Below are 19,989 nucleotides of genomic sequence, written 5' to 3'. Positions count from 1 at the left end.
CATAGCGACATAAGCATCGCAGCTATTGGTATGGTTAGGTATAAACATCGTATCTGCTGGTAACGGCCCTGACACATCTATACCTTGATGTTTTAGACTATTTAAAGCTGGAGTAATAATTTCAATTTCTTCCCGACCTAAATACCCGGATTCTCCGGCATGTGGGTTCAGTCCAGCCACATTTATTTTTGGATTTTCAACTCCAAAATCATATTTTAATGAATGATGTAATTGCTGAATGACCTTTATGATGAGCGAAGAGCTAATAGCATCAGATACCCTGTGCAAAGGGAGATGAGTTGTAACCAAAGCCACCTTCATTTGAGAACAGGCCAACATCATCACAACAGTTTCAACCCCAAAAAAATCAGCAAAAAATTCCGTATGGCCAGTAAACGAAATGCCGGCTGCATTAATGTTTGCCTTGTGAACAGGAGCTGTAACCAAAGCCGAAAATTCTCCCGTGGAACATAGAGATGCTCCTAAAGTCAAAAGGTCTATGACATAAGCCGCATTTTGCGGATTTAATTCACCGCTAATGACCGGGACAGCGCATGGTACAGGCCATACAGTTAAATATCCTGTTTTTTTTTCGAAGCCTTGATGGGGGCTGTACTCTAAAAATTTAATACACAGATTTAGTTCCCTGGCTCTTGTCTCTAATAAAGACAGATCACCTAAAATCACAACAGGCAAATCGGTCTCTGCCAAAGCCAGGCATAAATCCGGACCAATTCCAGCAGGCTCTCCACTACTAATAAGCAGTGGGTTCATGCTAAATCCTTATCAACTATGTTAATGTAGGCTTGAGAACGTAAATGTTGTTGCCAATTTTGCACTGCCTCTACAAATTTACGCTGTTGTAGAAATTGCCTGACCTGTTGCTTCTTAAAGGCTTCTGAATCATCCTTCTGTCGGCGTGCAATGACTTCAATAAGATGCCAGCCATACTGGGTTTTTACCGGTTTACTGACTTTATGTAATGGTAAACTGTTCATGGTTTTTTCAAACTCCGGAACTAATTCACCAGGATTAACCCATCCTAAATCGCCGCCTTTAACGGCACTGGCGGCATCAAGTGAATATTGTTTGGCCATGAGAGCAAAATCTTTGCCTGATTTTATTTGCCTGTAAATATTATTAACTTGCTTAATCGCTTCAGATGGCACCATGCTGGCATCGGGTTTAAGCAGTATGTGTCTGACGTGTGTTTGAGTGATTACATGACGCTGACTCTCACCGCCAACAGCTATTAATTTGATCAAATGAAAACCATTGCCTGCTCTTATCGGGCCGACGACCTGACCTACCTTCATGTGTACTACCTCTTTAGCAAATACCTCAGGCAGCTCTGCCAAATGACGCTCCCCCAAATCACCACCTTCCAGTGCAAACTCTCCACTGGACTCTTCTATGGCCAAACGACTAAAATCCTCGCCTTTTTTAATCTTATTTAATAAGTTTTCAGCTTCGATTTTAGCTCTTTGGAGTTGTTTTGTTGTTGGTTCTTCGTTTAAAGGGATAACAATATTTTTCAAATGATAGGTTAAGTTAGAATTTTCCACACGACCTGAAGTTTTTAAATATTGTTCCACCTGCTCGTTGGTAACAATAACATCTTTACCTACTGCTTTTTGTTGAACTCTGGAAATTATCATTTCCTTGCGAATATTTTCTCTATATTCTTGCCAGCTAATCCCTTGCTTTGTAATTTCATCACGCATTTGCGATAAATTTAGATGATTTGAAGCAGCTATTTTTTCAATCGCTTCATCAATTTCAGCATTATCAATAGCAATACCATTTTGTTTTGCCATTTGCATTTCCAGATCAACGTCTATTAAATGTTGCAATACTTGCTTACGTAATACGGATTCATCAGGCATTTGCATATTTTGAGCGATAATTTGCTTTTTAGACAGCTCGACTTGAGCATTCAATTCGCTGGAAGTAATGACATCATCATTCACTATAGCAACCACTTTATCTAATAACTGCTTTCCCTCAGCGAAACATATTCCTGAAAACAAAGCGCATACCAATGCTATTCTTTTAAACATGCCATAATCCTCTTTTACATTTTCCGGGCAATTTATGTTATTCTTTATCAAAATACAAGCAAGTTTGCTTAATTTACACCATAATTCATAAAAAATAGGTTAAAATATTTTCAACCTGTATGAACCTAAATACCCAAACCTTTATCGCCTTTATTGTGCTACTTATAATTCGATTTTAACGACGTCGGAAGGGATCATAGTATCCTGGGATATAGGTATTCAATATCCCACTAGGGTCGCTGCTAGCGACTGATCCTAAGCCTTTTAATAATATTTGCAAATAAATGTTGTTATTGTACTGAGGCTCAAATTCATTATTTAAACTTCTAAAAGTTCGCCCTCCCAAAATACGCATAGCCCAGCAACAACTATCATATTGAACGCCAAGAAATGACATCATACTGTAATTTTTACTGATATTATAACTATAGGCTCCAATGCCACTCCATTTCTCACTAAGAGGCCAGGCAGCGGACAGTATTGCTTGATGTAAGGCATTATTTTCAGTGCCATTATTTCTTACTTGAGTTACATCACCATTAACCAAATAACTATACCCACCATTGATGATGGCATTACGTGCTGGCTGATAGTGCAAATTTAAATCCGCGTTATTGGTAGCCTTTGTAGCCGGATCCCAAATATAATCCCCTGTTATACCCCAGACTGGATTAAATTTATATACAGCCCTTGAAGCAACAGGCGATGTTCCAAAAGTAGAAGATAAATTTCCAAAGGTATCTGGATTGTCGGCACAAAATCCTGTAGGGCTTTGACAAAGTTGTACTCTTCTATCACTAAAATATTTAATTTGACCAATAGAAAAATTCGCTTTCTCAGCACCTGTTTCATCTTCTAACCACCTTGTGGTGAGAGCATAACTTAGCTGATTGGCATCTCCGATTCTATCAAACCCTGAAAAGCGATTAGTCCTAAACAATTGATCTACATTAAAAATCATAAACCCGGAATCATAAACTGGAATAGGCGTTTGGTTATAATAAGGTACTCTTAAATAGAATATTCTGGGTTCTAAAGTTTGTATGTAATACGTACCCTTAAGATGCAAATCACGTTCGAAATATAATCCGCTATCAAGGCTGTAGCGAGGTATCGTCAGGTTATAATTAGCACGCGGTGTGACCCATGTATAATTTCTTGAAACATCGTAATAATTTTCAACAAATTGTACCGAAGGAGTAACATATCCCCATGGCTTCATCATTGGTATTGATAAAATAGGATTCAGATGAAATCGCGGCCCCTGAGGCATATTATTAAGTGCTATATTCCATGAATCATTAGGCCAGTGAAACTGATCATATTGGCCAAGGATATTTAAATGGGCATTAAAAGGTAAATCATCATAATAACCTCGTGCCATAAGTTGCGGTAAACGTTCATAAACAGGAGAAACCGGGATTTCGTTAATCGGGTGCAACGTTTGATAGCTTTGTCCCATTCCTCTGAAGGTCCAGTTTTCGGTGGTGTAGGTTAAATCGGCTTGGCGTAATAATTGCCTTTGGGTTACCGATGCCAAATTTGTACTAAAATCTTGCAAATAATAATCATCAGAAACCTGTTGAAAATTAACATTTAATTGAAGATCAGAGAAAAATTGGGTTGAGTCGACCAGATTTACTTCCCACCGATTCGTGGAAAGTCCTCGAATCTGGGGGAACTCTAACTCATTATTCTGTAAAAACCTGCCAAATGCTTTATCTTTTGGTAAAAAATTTCCATTAAATGTTCCATTGCCCTTTGAGGTCAAATATCTAAATTGCCCCCCCAGCATCAAACCGCGTTTTGTATAAAGATGAGGAACAAAGGTCATGTCATAATTTGGCGCCATATTCCAATAATAGGGGATACCCAAATCCGCTCCCCCCACATTGGAATACCCCACTATGGGCATCAGAAATCCGGATTTTCTATCTCTATTGGTAGGAAAACTTAAATAGGGAGTATAAAGCACCGGCCATTCGTGGATACGCAATTTGGCATTTCGAGCCACGCCCTTCCCTTTCGCATTGTCTATACTGATGGATTCGGCCTCAATAGCCCAAGCCTTATCTTGAGGTGCACATGTAGTGTAAGTTGCCTCTTTCAATAAGTAATCCTGATTTGCAAAGCGTTTGATTAAGCTTGCCCTGCCCCATGCAGGTAGCAAAGCATTGCTCCTATTGGTATTAAATCGATACAGAACATCTTCCACTTCACCCGATTTGTCTTGAGGATACACAATTGCTTTTCTCGCGATCATCATTCTATCAGGTTCTAAATAACGCACATGATTCAAAAATTCAATTTTGCTTACTTCATTCGTTTTAGGATCTCTATACACGTAGGCTGTTTGAGCGTTAACTATTCTTTGCCCCTGCTGCATTTCTACATGCCCAGATAATGTTGATCTTTGTGTACGATAGAAGGAAACCGTATCCGCCAGAATACGCACTTCATCTGGATTGGCTAGCGGTGTCACTGGAATGGGTTTATAAAAACCGAGACAAACCGGGGAGCTTTGATCAGATTGCCACCCCAAGCATTGGGCAAATTTAGTTCTTATATCGTCTGTTAAATCGATCTCTCGCGCAATCACGCAGGCTTGAATGGGTTCATTTATCAAGGCGGCGGAATAAGCCAATCCTTGGTACTTAATCAAGGATAAAACAAAAGCACTTATCCCTGCGGCCATTAATACCCATTGCGTGGAAAACAAAGATTCAGACCTTTTTTTTAATAATTTTTTTAAATGACAATAGAGTAAGCCTCGCAAGAAGGCGATAAATGATATAAAACCGTATATAATTAGCTTTTTATAAAACCTCATGTTCACAGCTAACAAAATACCTTATTATTTGTGCACGAATGAAATTACTCTTTAATACGGGAGTATATCAACCGCACTCTGGAAATAAAAACGGGAAGTATACCATGCATGAAAGAGAAAACGCACTGAAAGAGTGGTTGGCTCAAACGATTCAACAAAAAGACTTTGTCCTCGTTCCTTTGGCAGGAGATGCAAGTTTTAGAAGATATTTTCGTATTCAATATAACGGATTGACTCAGGTAGTTATGGACGCTCCTCCTGAAAAAGAAAATATCGATCCTTTCCTCCATATCGCTAACGTTCTTGATAAAGCTACAATACCAATCCCCGATATTCTGGCAATAAATAAAAGAGAAGGTTTCTTATTACTCAGTGATTTAGGGGATCAATTATTATTAAATAAGCTGAATCATGAAACGGTTGATAATTATTATAACCAGGCAATCAATTTGCTATTACAAATTCAAAAATGTTCCACTGACGATTCTAAACTTCCTTTATTTGATAAAAGCTTCATGCTCAAAGAAATGAATTTATGTTTGGAATGGTTCTTGAAAGCCTATCTTTCTCTTGATTTAAAACAAGACGAATTACAACTTTTTCAACATACCATTGAGTGGATAGCCAGCGAAGTAGACACTCAACCAAGAGTTTTCATTCACAGGGACTACCATTCAAGAAATCTGATGTTAGTTAAAAATATGAATAACTGTTTAGCGACTATTGATTTTCAGGATGCTATGCAAGGTCCTGTTAGCTATGATTTGGTTTCTTTACTCAAAGATTGCTATATTTCATGGCCGAGAGAAAAGGTTTTAGAATGGGTTACCTATTTTCATGAAAAATGTCCACTCGCTAATATTTATTCTCTAACTGATTTTATTCGTGCCTTTGATCTATGTGGGTTACAAAGACATTTAAAAGTGTTAGGTGTTTTTTGCCGTTTATATTTGCGTGATAATAAAGCAGGTTATCTTGGAGACTTGCCTCTAACGTTAAAATATGCATTAGAATGCGCAGAAATATATGAAGAATTACACCCTTTTTACAATTTTCTGCAAAAACGAGTTTATTTACCATGAAAACCGCAATGATTCTTGCAGCAGGGCGTGGAGAGCGATTACGCCCTTTAACCGACAAAATTCCTAAAGCGCTGTGTACAGTAAGAAACAAACCTCTAATCGAACACCATATCATTAACCTGGCCAATGCCGGCTTTGAACGACTGATAATCAATCATGCCTACCTGGGTGGAAAAATTCGCCAATATATAGGAAATGGAAAACAATGGGGCTTGAATATTATCTATTCTCCAGAACCACCTGGAGGTCTTGAAACAGGAGGCGGGATTGTTAACGCGTTGCCTTTACTGGGTGAAGAGCCATTTTTAACAGTCAATGCCGACATTTATACTGATTTTGATTTTGCCCAACTCCAACTCAAAAGTATTGATACTTTTCATCTTATTTTAATCCCCAAAAATCCTTCACTGCTTCATCATGGCGATTTTGGTTTAATCAATGAATCTCGCTTAACCAATACAAATCAAACTTACACTTTTTCAGGTATTGCCTGTTATAACCCCGAAGTGTTTGCCAACTGCGGACAAGGAAGGTATTCCGTTACCCCTTTACTCAGAAAATATGTAGAACAAAATAAAGCCACCGGAAGTATTTACTCAGGAATTTGGTATGACATCGGCTCCCTTGATAGACTTCAGGCAGCAAATAATTTCACCTGACAACCAATCTTGATTTTCAGGGAACCCCGTTTATTCCTATCTGATTGACTGCGTAGTTGGGGCTTCGGCGCCAGATTCAATTTCTTGCTTGATTTCTTCTCGTTTGGTTTCCATTGCTTTGGGTTCTGGGTAAGCTCGTTGTGCCACCTCCACGTTTACTCCTTTATCAGCAAAATATCTGGCAACCCCCTTTTCGCTATCGTTTATTAATGTTTTGATTTCCTCTGGGTCTACCTTGGTTTGGTTGCCCGTGTTATCAATTTTAACAACAGCACCGCCTGAAATAGCAAGATTATTCTTGGCAAGCCATCCTTCTAATAATCCATCCATAGTTTTCAACTGTTCCCCTTCTACCATTTTTCCATTGGTAGAAAACCCTCGCAATATTTTGGCATCGTTCCCAATAGCAACTTCCAGTTTTAATCCACTTGGTAACCCTTCCAAATGACTTGCCAAAAATTCAGCTTTATTTTCCTGTGTATTTTGGTAATCCGAAATTGGCCTTTCTTGACCCGACCAAACCTGAGCAGATGATAGTAATTTGAATTTAACGAATTGAGCGTATTCCTTGATTTTTTCCAGCATATCATTACATTCAGGCAATAACTTCGCCTGGGTTAAAATCTGCTCAAATCTTGTTGCCATATATTCAGCAGCTTCAATGGATGTTTCACCTACCTGCATGGCTTTTAATAAAGCATCTCTTGTGGGCAGTTTGTATTTTGGCATAACTTACTCTCAACAATTTGTGTTTGGTCCAGGAAATATAGTTTAATTATAGCAAACCAGCCTCATTTGGATTGATGGCTGGTTGGTAAATCGATGTTAAAAGTCTGTAAAATCAGGCCAAGGGAGATTTCATTTTATCTATCACAGAATGAAATGTCTTCTTCTTCATGGAGTCGAAGGTAAATTCATCCACTAAAATGGCCTCCCAACGCGCGTCTTCAACAGCAATTAACTCATTCATTTCCTGTTGCGATAACTGGCCAGACTCTACTTTTTCTTTTAACTTCCCTTTCAACTTACTCCATTTATAGCGCTTCAAATCATTCACTTTTTTGCTTAATCCATCCGTTTCTATAATAAGCTGCAAAGCATGCTCCATGCGATCCACAGGCTGCTTGGGGTCACCACTGAGAAAGACAGATTGTTTCAAACGGTCACGATAATGATTATTGCCCGTCATCAAACGAGCCAATTTATGATCTAATTTGTCTGAAGGATAACGCATGGTTTGTCCAAATGGAAACGCGACTACTCGAGCAATAAAACCTAACAATTTGGAAGGAAAATTTTGGCAAAGCGCAATCATGGATTTTTGCGCGTGATAAAAACAATAGCTTACTGCCCATCTGGCATGCAATTGCTCATCAGGATGATCTTGATTCAATTGCGCATTTCTTAGTGCTGCCATTGCCATATAGAGATAAGACATACCATCGGCCAATCTTGCAGACAATCGCTCTTTGCGCTTCAAATCCCCCCCCAAATAAACTAGTGACAGATCAGCAAGCCAAGAATAAGCATAACTCAAACGTGCTAATTTCTTATACTCTCCTTTCATTGAGTTTTCGGGAACGGCAATAAACAAACCGCCTGTCCATACTGAACAAACTGTTTTAGCAAAATTCTGCATAAAATAATAAATATGCTTCCAAATTATCTCTCTAAATGCCTCTTTATTCTCACTGGAGATGGCGTAGAATTCATCACGAATAAACGGATGACATGCCATAGATCCCTGACCAAAAATCAATAAATTTCGAGACATGATATTAGCCCCTTCTACCGTAATAGAAATAGGAACACCTTGATATAAACTATTTAAGTAATTGCGCGGCCCAACAACAACAGCTCGGCCCGCATGAACATCCATAGAAGCATTCACAGTTATTCGTGCCAATTCCGTATTAAAATATTTAGTAATCGCTGAAGCTACAGACGGTTTTTTATGTTCATTCACAGCAGCGACAGTCAACAACCGGGTAGAGTTGATTAAATAATTCAAACCCGCTATTTCTGCAAGTTTTTCCTCTACTCCTTCAAACTGAGCGATTTCTACATTAAATTGACGACGAATTCTGGCAAAAGCACCTGTTGTTAAATAAGAAATGGAAGAAGAACCTGCCCCAAGTGCTGGCAGAGAGATTGAACGCCCGATAGATAAACATTCAACCAACATTTGCCACCCGGCTCCCGCTTTCTTTTGGCCACCAATAATGGTATCAATAGGGACAAAAATATCTTTGCCGCGTAAAGTTCCATTCATAAAAGGCTGATTAGCTGGTAAATGTCTGTTACCAATTTCCAGATTTTCTGTATCTCTTGGAATCAGCAAGCAAGTTATGCCTTCCTCTCCTTCACCCATCAAAAGCCCATCTGGATCTTTCAAGTTCACAGCCAATCCAATTAAAGTCGCAACAGGGGCTAAAGTAATCCACCGTTTATCCAAGGTGATATTTAAGCCAAGTACTGATTTTCCATCTATCTTCTTTTTAACTATGATAGCTTCTGACTGGATAGAAGTCGCATCACTTCCAGCCCCTGGTTCTGTCAATGCAAAACAGGGGATCTCAACACCTTTGGCAAGACGTGGAAGATAATATGCTTTTTGCTCATCTGTTCCATAATAATTTATTAATTCACCCGGGCCCAGGGAATTAGGAACCATTACCGTCACTGCTGCTACTCCCGAGCGAGTTGCAATTTTCATTACAATATCGGAATGGGCTCGAGCAGAGAATCCTTTACCACCGAACTCCTTTGGTATGACTAATCCCAAAAATCCTTTCTCTTTAATGTAATTCCAAACTTTGGGAGATAAATCATATTCCTGGCTAATTTCCCATTCATCCAACATACTGCATAAAGTATGAGTTTCATTATCCAAAAAAGCTTGTTCTTCTTCGGTGAGCTCTGTAGAAACTGCTGCTAATCTTTGCCAATCAGGTTTCCCTGTAAAAATATCTTGTTCTAGCCAGGTATCCCCAGCGTTTAAAGCTTCTTCTTCCGTTTTAGAGAGCTTGGGTATCGATTTTCCTGCGGTTTTATACAAATAATCTGCGATGAATAGACGCAAGGGGTCCATTCGAATAACCAGCACGGCTGCTATAATAAATAACCAAATGAATAAACCGATAATCCAGGGGAACCCAAAATAAAATGTTGCTGGAATGAGGTAGATTACGCTTCCAATTTCCCAAACTAACGGATTAATTCTTCTGGACAGTACTACCAGAGTAAAAGCCAAATAAATTAAAAAGAATACAATAGCCATAAAATACCTTCCTTTGCTATTTTATTAAGAGGATTGTCGAATAACCAGTATATACTTTTTACGCTTTATTTAGCGAGCGATAATCCTTTAAAAATTATAAGAAACATTGAATTAACCTTGCCAAAACAAATCAAATCATCTAGCGTAAGCAAAAAAGAAAATGAAATACTAATGATGCAACGATTGGTTTGGAACTTTGAATTTTCCTCTGAACAAACAACACCACTTACCTCTTTAGGTCATGATGTGCAAGATAGCCTGAAATGGGAAAAACGCTATTTTTGGCCCACAGAGCAGATCATCCGGTTAAATACTATTGACAGTTCGTTGCTTGACCTTGCCAACTATCAGAAAAAACATAAAGAAGATTATTATTATTTGCTGCCCGACTCTGACTGTAATATAAAACGAAGACGTAACGAACTATTGTATAAACCCGTCATTAAACAATCTGGATCCACATTAGGTTTTGGACCTAAAATACATCTTGAAAAGTCACAAAGTCTCACTTGTCATGGCGATATTGAACATATGAATTTACAAGAACTATTGAACAAAATAAAAGAAAAAGGAATTGTTGTTTTTGTTAAAAAAGAGGCTTTTGTCTTCAAATTCCCCACAATACCCACTGTCAAGCTTGAGCTTGCTCGTCTTGAAGTCAAGAATAAAGTCTATTTCAGCGCCTGTGTTGAGGGAAGATCATTAACCCTGGTAGAAACGATCAGTGTCCTTTTATTCGGGGCTCAGTCTTCTTCTGAATACGTTACTTTTTTAAAAAAGACTTTAAAGATATGATAAAAACTTTCATTGAAATCATCTGCAGTTTTGGGAAAATTGGCCTGATATCCTTGGGCGGTGGCAATTCCATGTTAAAACTATTGGAGTATGAGGCAGTCACTTACAGGCACTGGATAGGAAAAGAAGAGTTTGTAGGTATGCTAGGCTCAAGTTTTTTATTCCCGGGATTGACAGGAATAAAACTGGCGGCACTAATAGGCTATAAAGCAGCAGGAATCACCGGTTTAATTCTTGCTATTCTCTGCCTGAATTTACCAGGATTAATCATGGCTCTTTTAGGATATCAGTGGCTTAGTTCTCATAACGGTCCAGTAACGCGCAAAATTATGATCTCCGTTCAATACGGTGCTTTGGCATTGTTAGCGGCTGCCACATTTTCGGTAGTTCAAGGTGTTATGGATGTCTATTATTCTATTCCTATGGCTATTTGTTGCATTTTGTTTTTCCTAGCCCTGGCTTTTTGGAATTTATCACCCTTTTATGGTTTTTTAGCCTTTATAGCCATCTGTTTCTTTCTGGTTCGTTAATTTGAAAGCAAGCGCCTATCGCTTTTAATGCATTTTTTGAATAAAATTCAGGGAAGCATTAAGTTAAAGGAAAATTATGAAAAGGATTTTTATCGTTGTATTCTTGCTTTTTTTAGAAGCTGCTTGCAATACTGTAAAAAATAATCCAGTTCCCGCGCAATTGGCAGATAAAGCCACAGTGCCTGGATTTAAAGAGGTACGAACGGAATTCACCAGCAGTGATAACCCAATAATTAAAAAACAATCTCTTGAACGGGTAAAACAACTGGCAAAGGCTTATCCTGATACTATGTTCCATCGAAAAGGCTCTTTCAGCTTACTGATTATTTCAGGCGGCGCTGATTATGGTGCCTTTGGCGCTGGATTACTAAATGGGTGGACAAAATCAGGTTCTCGACCAAACTTTACAACCGTGACAGGTATAAGTACCGGGGCATTAATAGCGCCATTAGCTTTTGCTGGCCCAAAGTATGATGCTACATTGAAGGAAGTGTATACAACCATTACTACTAAAGATGTACTGAGTAATAAGCCTGTATTATGGACACTGCTAACAGGAGGTAGCTCGCTTAAAGGGACCAAACCATTACAAGACCTGATTGCCCGTCATGTCGATGAAAAATTGCTTGATGACATTGCCAAAGGCTATTATCAAGGGCGACGGCTTTATGTAGGGACAACCAATCTTTACTCACGAAAACTGGTGGTATGGGATATGACCCGCATTGCAGCAAGCAAAAATCCCGAGAGAGTCCAGCTATTCCGAAAAATTCTACTTGCCTCGGCCAGCATTCCAGTTGTCATGCCGCCTGTTTATTTTGATGTAATGGCCAATGGAAAACCATACACAGAAATGCACGTCGATGGCTCAACAACATTTGCTGTCTTTTTAAGCCGTCTTGGTTCTGATATTAAAACTGCGAAAAAGTATTTCAAACTGAAAGAAAAACCAAACGTTAAAATCTACGTGATTCGCAATAACCAGAATCAATTCCATTATAAAGTAATCAAACCTAAATTATTGGTCATTGGCAAACGGGCGATAGAAAGCATCAGCGCATCCCAGGGGGCTGCCGATGTTATTTTTGTCTATCTTTGTGCGCTTATAGAGGGAGTTGACTTTAATTTAGCCAATGTTCCGAATGAATTTGATTCGAACTCGGAAGAATTGTTTGATACTCAGAGAATGAATCAGTTGTATCAAATCGGTTATTCCAAGGCGGTAAAAGGTTACCCCTGGCAAAAAATTCCTCCTGACGTAAAGGCTTTGCATGGTAACTAAATCACCTGGAAACATGAAATGAAAAAAACTGGAGTTCCGTATGGATATTACTCTGGATAACCCGGATTATTATATTAATAGAGAATTTTCTGCTATAGCGTTCAATCAGAGAGTGCTGATGCTTGCTAATGATGAACGCGTCCCCTTATTGGAAAGGATGAGATTTCTTAGCATCTGTAGCAGTAATCTTGATGAATTTTTTGAAATCCGGGTGGCTGGATTGAAAGAAAAAATAGCCATGTCTTCAGGCAAATTAACCATAGATGGATTACGGGCTGATGAAGCATTCAGCCAAATTAGCCAAAAGGCTCATGCTTTAATCGATCAACTTTACAGTATTTTTAACAAACAATTACTTCCAGCTTTGCGTAAAGAAAACATCCATTTCCTTGAAACAGAGCAATGGACTGATGACATCCATTTGTGGGCAAAGCATTATTTTAAACATGAAATCTTACCCGTTATAAGCCCGATTGCTCTTGATTTGGCTCATCCTCTCCCAAGGCTTATCAATAAAAGTTTAAACTTTATCATTTCACTGAGTGGAAAAGATGCTTTTGATCGTAATATCAATTACGCAGTTGTTCATGCCCCTCGCTCGATTCCTCGTATGATCCATTTGCCTTCGGAGCTCTGTGGAGACGCCCATTATTTTGTTTATTTATCTTCCATTATTAAAACGCATATTAATAGCTTATTTCCGGGGATGGAAATCAGCGGCTGTTATTCATTTCGACTGACGCGAAATAGCGATTTATTTTTAAGGGAAGAGGAAATAGACGATTTAGCTAAAGCCGTACAAAGAGAGATATTTTCCCGTCATTATGGCCATGTTGTAAGACTGGAAATTGAAAACAAATGCCCTGAAAAAATTGTTGATTTTCTCTTGCAGAAATATCATTTGCGACATGAAGATACCTACTATTGTGATGGGCCTGTTAATTTACAAAGATATATGAGTGCTATTAACAGCATTGATAGACCTGATCTGAATTACCCTGCTTTTACCCCACAATACCCCAAATTCTCCAAATCACAACGTAATTTGTTTAATGTTCTTGATGAACAAGACATTTTATTACATCATCCCTATCAAGCATTTGATTTAGTCATTGATTTTGTCAGACAAGCGGCTTCGGACCCCAATGTACTGGCAATTAATCAAACACTTTACAGAACCCACTCGGAATCAGTGATGGTCGATGCGCTGGTTAACGCCGCTCATTCAGGAAAAGAAGTAACTGCTGTCATTGAGCTAAGAGCCCGTTTTGACGAAGAGTCCAACTTAAAATTGGCTAACAAGCTGCATGCTGCCGGGATCCTGGTACTCTATGGAGTAGTAGGCTATAAAACTCATGCGAAAATGACTCTGGTTGTTCGAAGAACGCATGGTAAATTAAAACGATACGTGCACCTAAGCACGGGAAACTATCACGAACAAACCGCCAAGAAATACACAGACTTGGGATTATTAACCAGTGAACCCACTATTGCTTCGGATGCCCAGCTTATTTTTCAACAATTAACAGGTCTGGGGAAAGTCGTTAAGCTAAAAGCCTTGAGCCATTCGCCCTTTACCTTGCAAAAAACACTTTTACAGTACATTGAGCAATGCAGTACTGCCGCTACGGAAGGTATTGATACTGAAATCATCCTGAAAGTGAATGGATTAACTGATAAAGTGACCATTCAAGCATTATATAAGGCATCACAGGCAGGCGTTAAAATTAATCTTCTTGTACGTGGTGTATGTTGTCTAAAACCAGGATTACCTGGTGTGTCTGAAAACATCAGAGTCTTGTCTTTTATTGGCAGATTCCTTGAACATCATAGAGTATTTTATTTTCGCATCAACGAAGAGGAACATTATTTTTGTTCCAGCGCCGATCTGATGGAAAGAAATTTATATAATCGCATTGAAATCATGTTCCCCATTTATGATGAGGAATGTCAAAAAAGGATAAAAAACGAAATCATTAAAAACTATCTTAAAGATAATAACAATGTTTGGGAAATGCAAAGTGACGGGACCTATAAGCATATCATGCAAAGCGGCAGCGGCAGCTGCGCTCAGGAAAAATTAATCGCGCTTTTCGAGGAAGAAGATAAATCAATTTAGTCTGAAAAAACTGTACCAGAAACAATGCGATTGAATAAAACAATAAGTAGCGAGACATATCGAGCTATTTAAATCAGCAAGGTTTTACTGGACCTTCCCGGTTCTTCTCGTACCAGGCGAGGCAATAAATATCCTGGCACAAGGGATTGTAATCGATGGTAAATTGACTGCGCCCTGAGAAAAGGCATATCGAAATGTGCTGAACCCTTCACTTTATCGAGTAAATGCAAGTAATAAGGCGTGATCCCATAATCAAAAAGCGCATGGCTTAGCTTCGATAAAATCACTGCATCATCATTAACCCCCGCTAATAAGACGGATTGATTCAGTAAATAACAACCTGCTTTCTTCAAATCAGAGCAAGCCTGGAATACACTTTCATCCAACTCCTGAGGATGATTGCAATGAACAACCATCACTTTCTTAAAACGTGTATTTGTTAATAAATCAAGTAATCCTTTGTCAATACGTTCTGGTAAAACAATAGGAATTCGTGTATGAATTCTTAAAGTGTGTACATGTGAAATTTTTTCCAAAGATTGGAGTAACTCTTCCAGAACCAAATTGGCAGCGAGTAATGGATCTCCACCACTTAAAATAACTTCGGTAATACTGGAATCATTTGCAATGTAGGCACAAACCTCTTTCCATCCCTGGCGACCAGGATTATTCGCTTGATAAGGAAAATGCCTTCTAAAACAATAACGGCAATTCACTGCACAAACACCAGTTAAAGTTAACAAAACACGCCCGTGATATTTATGCAATAACCCTTTAATGAGGGTATTACTTTCACTTAGAGGATCGATAACATAACCTTCTGCTTCGGCAAGCTCTTCTTCTTTTGCAAGAACCTGTAAAAGTAAGGGATCCTGGGGATTTCTTTTTTGCATTCGGTTAGCAAAACCTATAGGGATTCGACTTGGAAATTGTTTTTCAGCGAACAAATTTTCTCCGGATCTCGGCAATTCCAGGAAATCTAATAAATCACTTGTTGAAGTAAACCCTTGTGCTAAAATTTTTTGCCAACTCAAAGAGGTATCTCGCATTAAAGTTACAGACTTGATAAACTGTGCGAACTTTAGCGAAAATACAGCAAAATCTCAACTATGGAGCAGAAATGGCAATCTATAGCACAAATGAATTTAAAAACGGCTTAAAAGTAATGGTTGATGATGCTCCGTGCAGCATTCTTGACTGTGAATTTGTAAAACCCGGAAAAGGTCAAGCATTCACTCGCATAAAAATTCGTAATCTAAAAACCGGGCGCGTTGTAGAACGTACATTTAAATCGGGTGACACCTTACCCTCTGCTGATGTGGCTGACGTAGAAATGCAGTATCTATATAATGATGGCGAATATTGGCATTTTATGGTTCCAGATACGTTTGAACAATATGCCATAACTGAAAATGTATTAGCCGATGCGGCACAATGGTTAAAGGAACAGGATATTTGTGTAGTGACCCTATGGAATAATGAACCTATACAGGTGACACCACCAAACTTTGTCATTTTGGCAATCACTGAAACAGATCCTGGGTTAAAAGGAGACACTTCTGGTGGTGGTGGAAAGCCAGCCACATTGGAAACAGGTGCTGTGGTTCGCGTTCCATTGTTTGTTCAAACTGGTGAACTGATTAAAGTAGACACCCGCAAAGGCGAATACGTGTCTCGAGCTAAAGAATAATTATTAACAGGTATAGCCTTCATTTGATTTGAAGGCTTGACTTGTCTACCCGGAAATTAGAAATCGTAATCTCCCCCCCAATATCCATAAGGACCTACATAAGAAGGTGACGAATAGTAGTTATTACCCCAATAAGGACGATTGCTATAATATCCAACCGAATAAACATAGTCATTGCTATAACCTGATTCGTAAGAAACATCATCAATAGCCACACCATCAACCGCACATCCAGTTAGCAGCAATAATGATGCGCCAGCAGTGATTGTAACAATTAACTTATTCATAATTGCTTCCTGGCAATATAGTTGTTCTTTAATTATAATATAGTATTGTTAATTGCTCAAATTGCCTTATTTTATCTCACACAGGGATCAGGCTTGACTTCAATAAGAATTAAATTTATTTCAATAGAAAAGAGATTAAGTACAGGTAACGACTTCCCGGTTTCTGAGCCGCAACTGAAAGACACTGTGGAGATTTATGTAGAGCTTCAGGTTTCCTACCCTTTGTAGGCTTACACACCACCCTCCAAAACGACCTCCTAATCTGGCACTACTTACTGGTTCAGCCAGGATCAGTCATCACCTATATCTAAAATAATAGACTAACAGCTCCATTATTGGCAAATTTTTATACAATTATTCGCTTGACTATCTGCCTTTCCTTGACAAATGATTAGCAGAAGCCTGCACTGTTGGCATAATAATCATTTGCTCAATATCGACATGCAGAGGTCTTGTAGCGCAATATAACGCAGCATCAGCAATGTCATCCGCCATAAGCGGTTGAAAATCCTTATAGAAGTCTTTGGCTCGCTGTTTGTCTTTCCAACGAACCTCGCTAAACTCCGTCTCAACAGCACCTGGCGCAATTTCCGTCACTCGAACCGCACTTCCCAACATATCCAAGCGCATGGATTTTGATATCGCATGGACAGCATGCTTCGTAGCCGAATAAACATTTCCATTAGGATAACACTCATGACCTGCTATGGAACCGATATTAATAACGTGCCCACTATTCCTTTCTAACATCCCTGGGAGAATTAACCGACTAATATAAAGCAATCCTTTAATATTGGTATCTATCATGGTATCCCAATGCTCCAATATTCCTTGATGCAAAGGTAAGGTATCCAGAGCCAAACCCGCATTATTGATTAACACATCAATAGAGTTCCACTGACCGGGCAAAGATTCGATTTGTTGTCTTACCAAATCTTTCTTACAGACATCCAGAGGAAGAATATAATGTTCTTGATTATGATGATGTTTTAACTCGCTGGATAATTCATGTAAACGTTCAACCCGTCGTGCCGCCAAGATGAGTCGTGCTCCTTGTGCAGCAAAAAGTCGGGCGCAAGCCTGTCCAATGCCGCTGGACGCGCCGGTTATCATTACAATTTTATTGTTTAAAAAATTCATCCTCTCCCCCATCGTTATCAAGTACAATATATTTACCGTTAAATCGAACCAGAACTTGAACAAAAACAACAGCAATAGAGTTCATTACAATCAAGATGAGCGCTTCATCAAATTCGATGAAACTCTTTGGGGATAGAAATCACAGGATCCTCTCCATGAGCAGAAGCCATACTCGATGATTGCATCAATTGATTTGCCAACTTAACTTCACTGAAACCCGATATCCCTACCCCTAAAGCATTTACAAATTGGATTGTAAATTCAGTAGAGTCTTCATCATAGACCTCTGAATTGGTAAAACAAGTCCAGTCGGAACGTATTCCAAAATACTCCTTCCTTTTCATGTTTGCAAAACAATAATCTTTCAAATCTCCCACAAAATTTAACCAGGGGTCACAGACAATATCGTTATCAATGATTAAAAAGGCATGGTTGGAAATGGTCATAACTGAAATTGGAATGCAAGTGGAAAAATTAGATAGCTTATCCTCAATCAATCGCGTCAATAAACGTTGAAATGCTAAAAAGGTTTGCTGCATACAATTTCCTGATTGCAGATCATCGATAATTTTTGCGCATTTTAAAAGACGCTCCAACAAACTGATTTTGGTGTTACTCAAAATCTTATCGCATTCTGTTTGACAGAGATAAACCAAAGGCGCAAAAAACTTATTTTCTTTTTTTTGATTGGGGATATTACACGCTTTTATGTTGCCATGAATGTATTTGACAATCTCCAGTGCTGTTTTCTTAATTCGTTCTTTGCTCATCAATATTCCAATGATAACCACAGATGGTTTTTATTTTGTCATCTATTATACCTTTTTTAAATCAAAAATCGCTTACAATTTGACAAAAATACATCCCATCAGGCCAATTTAAATGCAAAAATTAATGTTATCTTAATAATTAACTTATAAAATAGCAGTCTCAGTGAACCAGGCTCTGTTTTTACAGCAGTCCAGCTCATTATCATCAGAGGTTCAACTTGTCATATCGTAATTAACTATTATAAAGAGAGTGTAACATGTTCAAAAAATCCTGTGCCAAAGCGACTGATCAAAATAGACAGGAATTATTTATGGACGGCCTTTTAGGTGATTTTCAAAAAATGAAAGAAAAAGCACTTAATCAGCAACAAGAAAGACGCTCAAAAAAAAGGGAACTTCACTGCAAATCTTCTGAAAAAACAAAAAAGCCGAATCAGTATGCCGCCCTTACTCATTCTCAAGTTCAGGAAGTTAAAGCAAAAGTCCGGACAGTTAATGATAAATTCCATCTCAATGCTGAAGAAAAAAAACTCTGGGAGCTGATTCTGCTTGGCAATCAATTGGCACAAAACATCAGTTCCTGTGATTTACCTACCGATAATGAAGACGATGCTTCACTGGTTAAGCTAACTCAAATTTTCGCTGATGAAACTCTGGAAAGAACTGATTTGACCTGGCTAAATAAAATTCTGAAGATTGCTCTGTATAGCAGAGGCTCTGGTTTTGGTAATTGCCAGGAAAAAGCTTTTTTTGTTTTTGCACTTCTGTTACACCAGGCACAAAAACCAGAAAGCTTAATTCACTCCCTTCGATTAGCGACCTTTAATAATCATTTTATACTAATAGTCAATGAACAGTTTTTAATGGATCCCTGGTTGAATTTGGCCTTCCCCTTATCAAAGGGTAATCAACAACTGGAAATAGGTTACGTTTTTGAGGGATTCGGCCGACTTGTCAATTATTTTTCAATCAATCAGGAAGGTCAGTGTTTTACCCATGCAGTTAGGGTGGGGGGTACCACAGAACGTGACTCCTCTTCCGAAAAAGACATGCCAACATGTATTCATTTGCTGCTTAGTCACAGGGATTATTTTGATCTATCAATCGTTTCGGAGAGAGACATTGATACTAAGACAAAAAGAAGAAAATATGAGCATCAGGATCAAGGGATGTCGCAAAATAAACAAGAAACATCCAATCAATCCATCGAACCAGTGAATATAGACTCAAACCATACAACTTGGGATAACGAAAGGACAACAGACGATTTTCTAGAGCAATTTGAGCAAACACATCCTATCTACAATCCAGGTTTCTTTTCATTTGGTCAAGAGGATGTTGGTTTAAAACCAGACTTCCAAAAGAATGTATTTAAATTTTAAATCATCCACTGTATACCTCATTTCCCAGAGCTTGCCGCTGTCTTTAAAAGCCAACGGCATAGTCGAATGGAAACACAAAGAAA

The 19,989-nt window shown here is 38.6% G+C and carries 17 protein-coding genes (1 of these 17 only partly in view); 8 read left to right on the top strand and 9 right to left on the bottom strand.

The window, feature by feature from the left end; genetic code table 11:
• From pdxA to EL201_RS01615, 3 genes are all read right to left on the bottom strand, one after another.
• A protein-coding gene (pdxA, locus tag EL201_RS01625; RefSeq protein ID WP_027223415.1) for a 4-hydroxythreonine-4-phosphate dehydrogenase PdxA crosses the window boundary here: on the bottom strand, positions 1-774 show its 5' portion. It extends 201 nt beyond the left edge of the window; 774 of the gene's 975 nt are visible here — the first part of the coding sequence; it begins with the start codon at positions 772-774; its stop codon lies off the left edge, out of view.
• A complete protein-coding gene (locus EL201_RS01620; RefSeq protein ID WP_027223414.1) occupies positions 771-2,060 on the bottom strand; it encodes a peptidylprolyl isomerase in 1,290 nt (429 codons plus the stop codon). Before EL201_RS01620 ends, pdxA begins: the two co-directional genes overlap by 4 nt.
• Positions 2,061-2,235: 175 nt before the next feature.
• The gene (locus EL201_RS01615; protein WP_027223413.1) at positions 2,236-4,755 is read right to left on the bottom strand and encodes an LPS-assembly protein LptD; all 2,520 of its coding nucleotides are present in this window, start codon (positions 4,753-4,755) and stop codon (positions 2,236-2,238) included.
• A 239-nt stretch (positions 4,756-4,994) separates the two neighbouring features.
• Here EL201_RS01615 and EL201_RS01610 point away from each other — a divergent pair, with 239 nt between their 5' ends.
• Positions 4,995-5,972, top strand: a complete 978-nt coding sequence (locus EL201_RS01610; protein ID WP_027223412.1) for an aminoglycoside phosphotransferase family protein — start codon at positions 4,995-4,997, stop codon at positions 5,970-5,972.
• On the top strand, positions 5,969-6,631 hold the full coding sequence (gene murU, locus EL201_RS01605) for an N-acetylmuramate alpha-1-phosphate uridylyltransferase MurU (RefSeq protein ID WP_027223411.1): 663 nt from the start codon (positions 5,969-5,971) through the stop codon (positions 6,629-6,631). Before EL201_RS01610 ends, murU begins: the two co-directional genes overlap by 4 nt.
• A 36-nt stretch (positions 6,632-6,667) precedes the next feature.
• Here the strand turns inward: murU and dotY are convergent, their stop codons facing one another.
• Both dotY and EL201_RS01595 read right to left on the bottom strand, forming a co-directional pair.
• On the bottom strand, positions 6,668-7,360 hold the full coding sequence (dotY, locus tag EL201_RS01600) for a type 4 secretion system coupling complex assembly protein DotY (RefSeq protein ID WP_027223410.1): 693 nt from the start codon (positions 7,358-7,360) through the stop codon (positions 6,668-6,670).
• 112 nt (positions 7,361-7,472) lie between these two features.
• Entirely contained in the window at positions 7,473-9,911 is a 2,439-nt protein-coding gene (locus tag EL201_RS01595; protein WP_027223409.1) for an acyl-CoA dehydrogenase, read from the bottom strand.
• 174 nt (positions 9,912-10,085) lie between these two features.
• Here EL201_RS01595 and EL201_RS01590 point away from each other — a divergent pair, with 174 nt between their 5' ends.
• The 4 genes from EL201_RS01590 to ppk1 all read left to right on the top strand — a co-directional run bounded on the left by EL201_RS01590 (position 10,086) and on the right by ppk1 (position 14,637).
• A complete protein-coding gene (locus EL201_RS01590) occupies positions 10,086-10,706 on the top strand; it encodes a hypothetical protein (RefSeq protein ID WP_027223408.1) in 621 nt (206 codons plus the stop codon).
• Positions 10,703-11,236, top strand: coding sequence for a chromate transporter (locus tag EL201_RS01585; protein WP_027223407.1), 534 nt, complete (start codon positions 10,703-10,705; stop codon positions 11,234-11,236). The genes EL201_RS01590 and EL201_RS01585 overlap by 4 nt, the downstream gene beginning before the upstream one ends.
• A 76-nt stretch (positions 11,237-11,312) precedes the next feature.
• Positions 11,313-12,518 carry a patatin-like phospholipase family protein gene (locus EL201_RS01580; RefSeq protein ID WP_027223406.1) on the top strand — a complete coding sequence of 402 codons (1,206 nt, stop codon included), beginning with the start codon at positions 11,313-11,315 and terminating at the stop codon, positions 12,516-12,518.
• Between the two features lie 40 nt (positions 12,519-12,558).
• Complete coding sequence (gene ppk1 / locus EL201_RS01575; protein WP_027223405.1) at positions 12,559-14,637, top strand: polyphosphate kinase 1; 2,079 nt, start codon at positions 12,559-12,561, stop codon at positions 14,635-14,637.
• A gap of 68 nt (positions 14,638-14,705) precedes the next feature.
• Here ppk1 and epmB read toward each other — a convergent pair whose 3' ends face one another.
• Positions 14,706-15,686 (bottom strand): EF-P beta-lysylation protein EpmB, encoded by a 981-nt coding sequence (epmB, locus tag EL201_RS01570; protein ID WP_027223404.1) that lies wholly within the window; start codon positions 15,684-15,686, stop codon positions 14,706-14,708.
• A 71-nt stretch (positions 15,687-15,757) separates the two neighbouring features.
• On the opposite strand from epmB, the gene efp reads away from it, so the two are divergent.
• Positions 15,758-16,327 (top strand): elongation factor P, encoded by a 570-nt coding sequence (gene efp / locus EL201_RS01565; RefSeq protein ID WP_027223403.1) that lies wholly within the window; start codon positions 15,758-15,760, stop codon positions 16,325-16,327.
• A gap of 56 nt (positions 16,328-16,383) precedes the next feature.
• Here the strand turns inward: efp and EL201_RS01560 are convergent, their stop codons facing one another.
• The 3 genes from EL201_RS01560 to lem2 form a co-directional block, all read right to left on the bottom strand.
• Complete coding sequence (locus tag EL201_RS01560) at positions 16,384-16,614, bottom strand: hypothetical protein (protein ID WP_027223402.1); 231 nt, start codon at positions 16,612-16,614, stop codon at positions 16,384-16,386.
• Positions 16,615-16,980: 366 nt separating this feature from the next.
• Positions 16,981-17,754: an SDR family NAD(P)-dependent oxidoreductase gene (locus EL201_RS01555; RefSeq protein WP_027223401.1), complete on the bottom strand. Its 774-nt coding sequence runs from the start codon at positions 17,752-17,754 to the stop codon at positions 16,981-16,983.
• A gap of 107 nt (positions 17,755-17,861) precedes the next feature.
• A complete protein-coding gene (gene lem2, locus EL201_RS01550; protein ID WP_080273246.1) occupies positions 17,862-18,545 on the bottom strand; it encodes a Dot/Icm T4SS effector Lem2 in 684 nt (227 codons plus the stop codon).
• A 236-nt stretch (positions 18,546-18,781) separates the two neighbouring features.
• On the opposite strand from lem2, the gene ceg10 reads away from it, so the two are divergent.
• Positions 18,782-19,906: a Ceg14 family Dot/Icm T4SS effector gene (gene ceg10, locus EL201_RS01545; RefSeq protein WP_027223399.1), complete on the top strand. Its 1,125-nt coding sequence runs from the start codon at positions 18,782-18,784 to the stop codon at positions 19,904-19,906.
• Positions 19,907-19,989: the final 83 nt, after the last annotated feature.

Origin of the sequence: Legionella pneumophila subsp. pascullei, from assembly GCF_900637585.1 — a bacterium.
Lineage (GTDB): Bacteria > Pseudomonadota > Gammaproteobacteria > Legionellales > Legionellaceae > Legionella > Legionella pascullei.
Note: the sequence above shows the minus strand (reverse complement) of the source record. Positions and strands in the feature narration are given on the sequence as shown.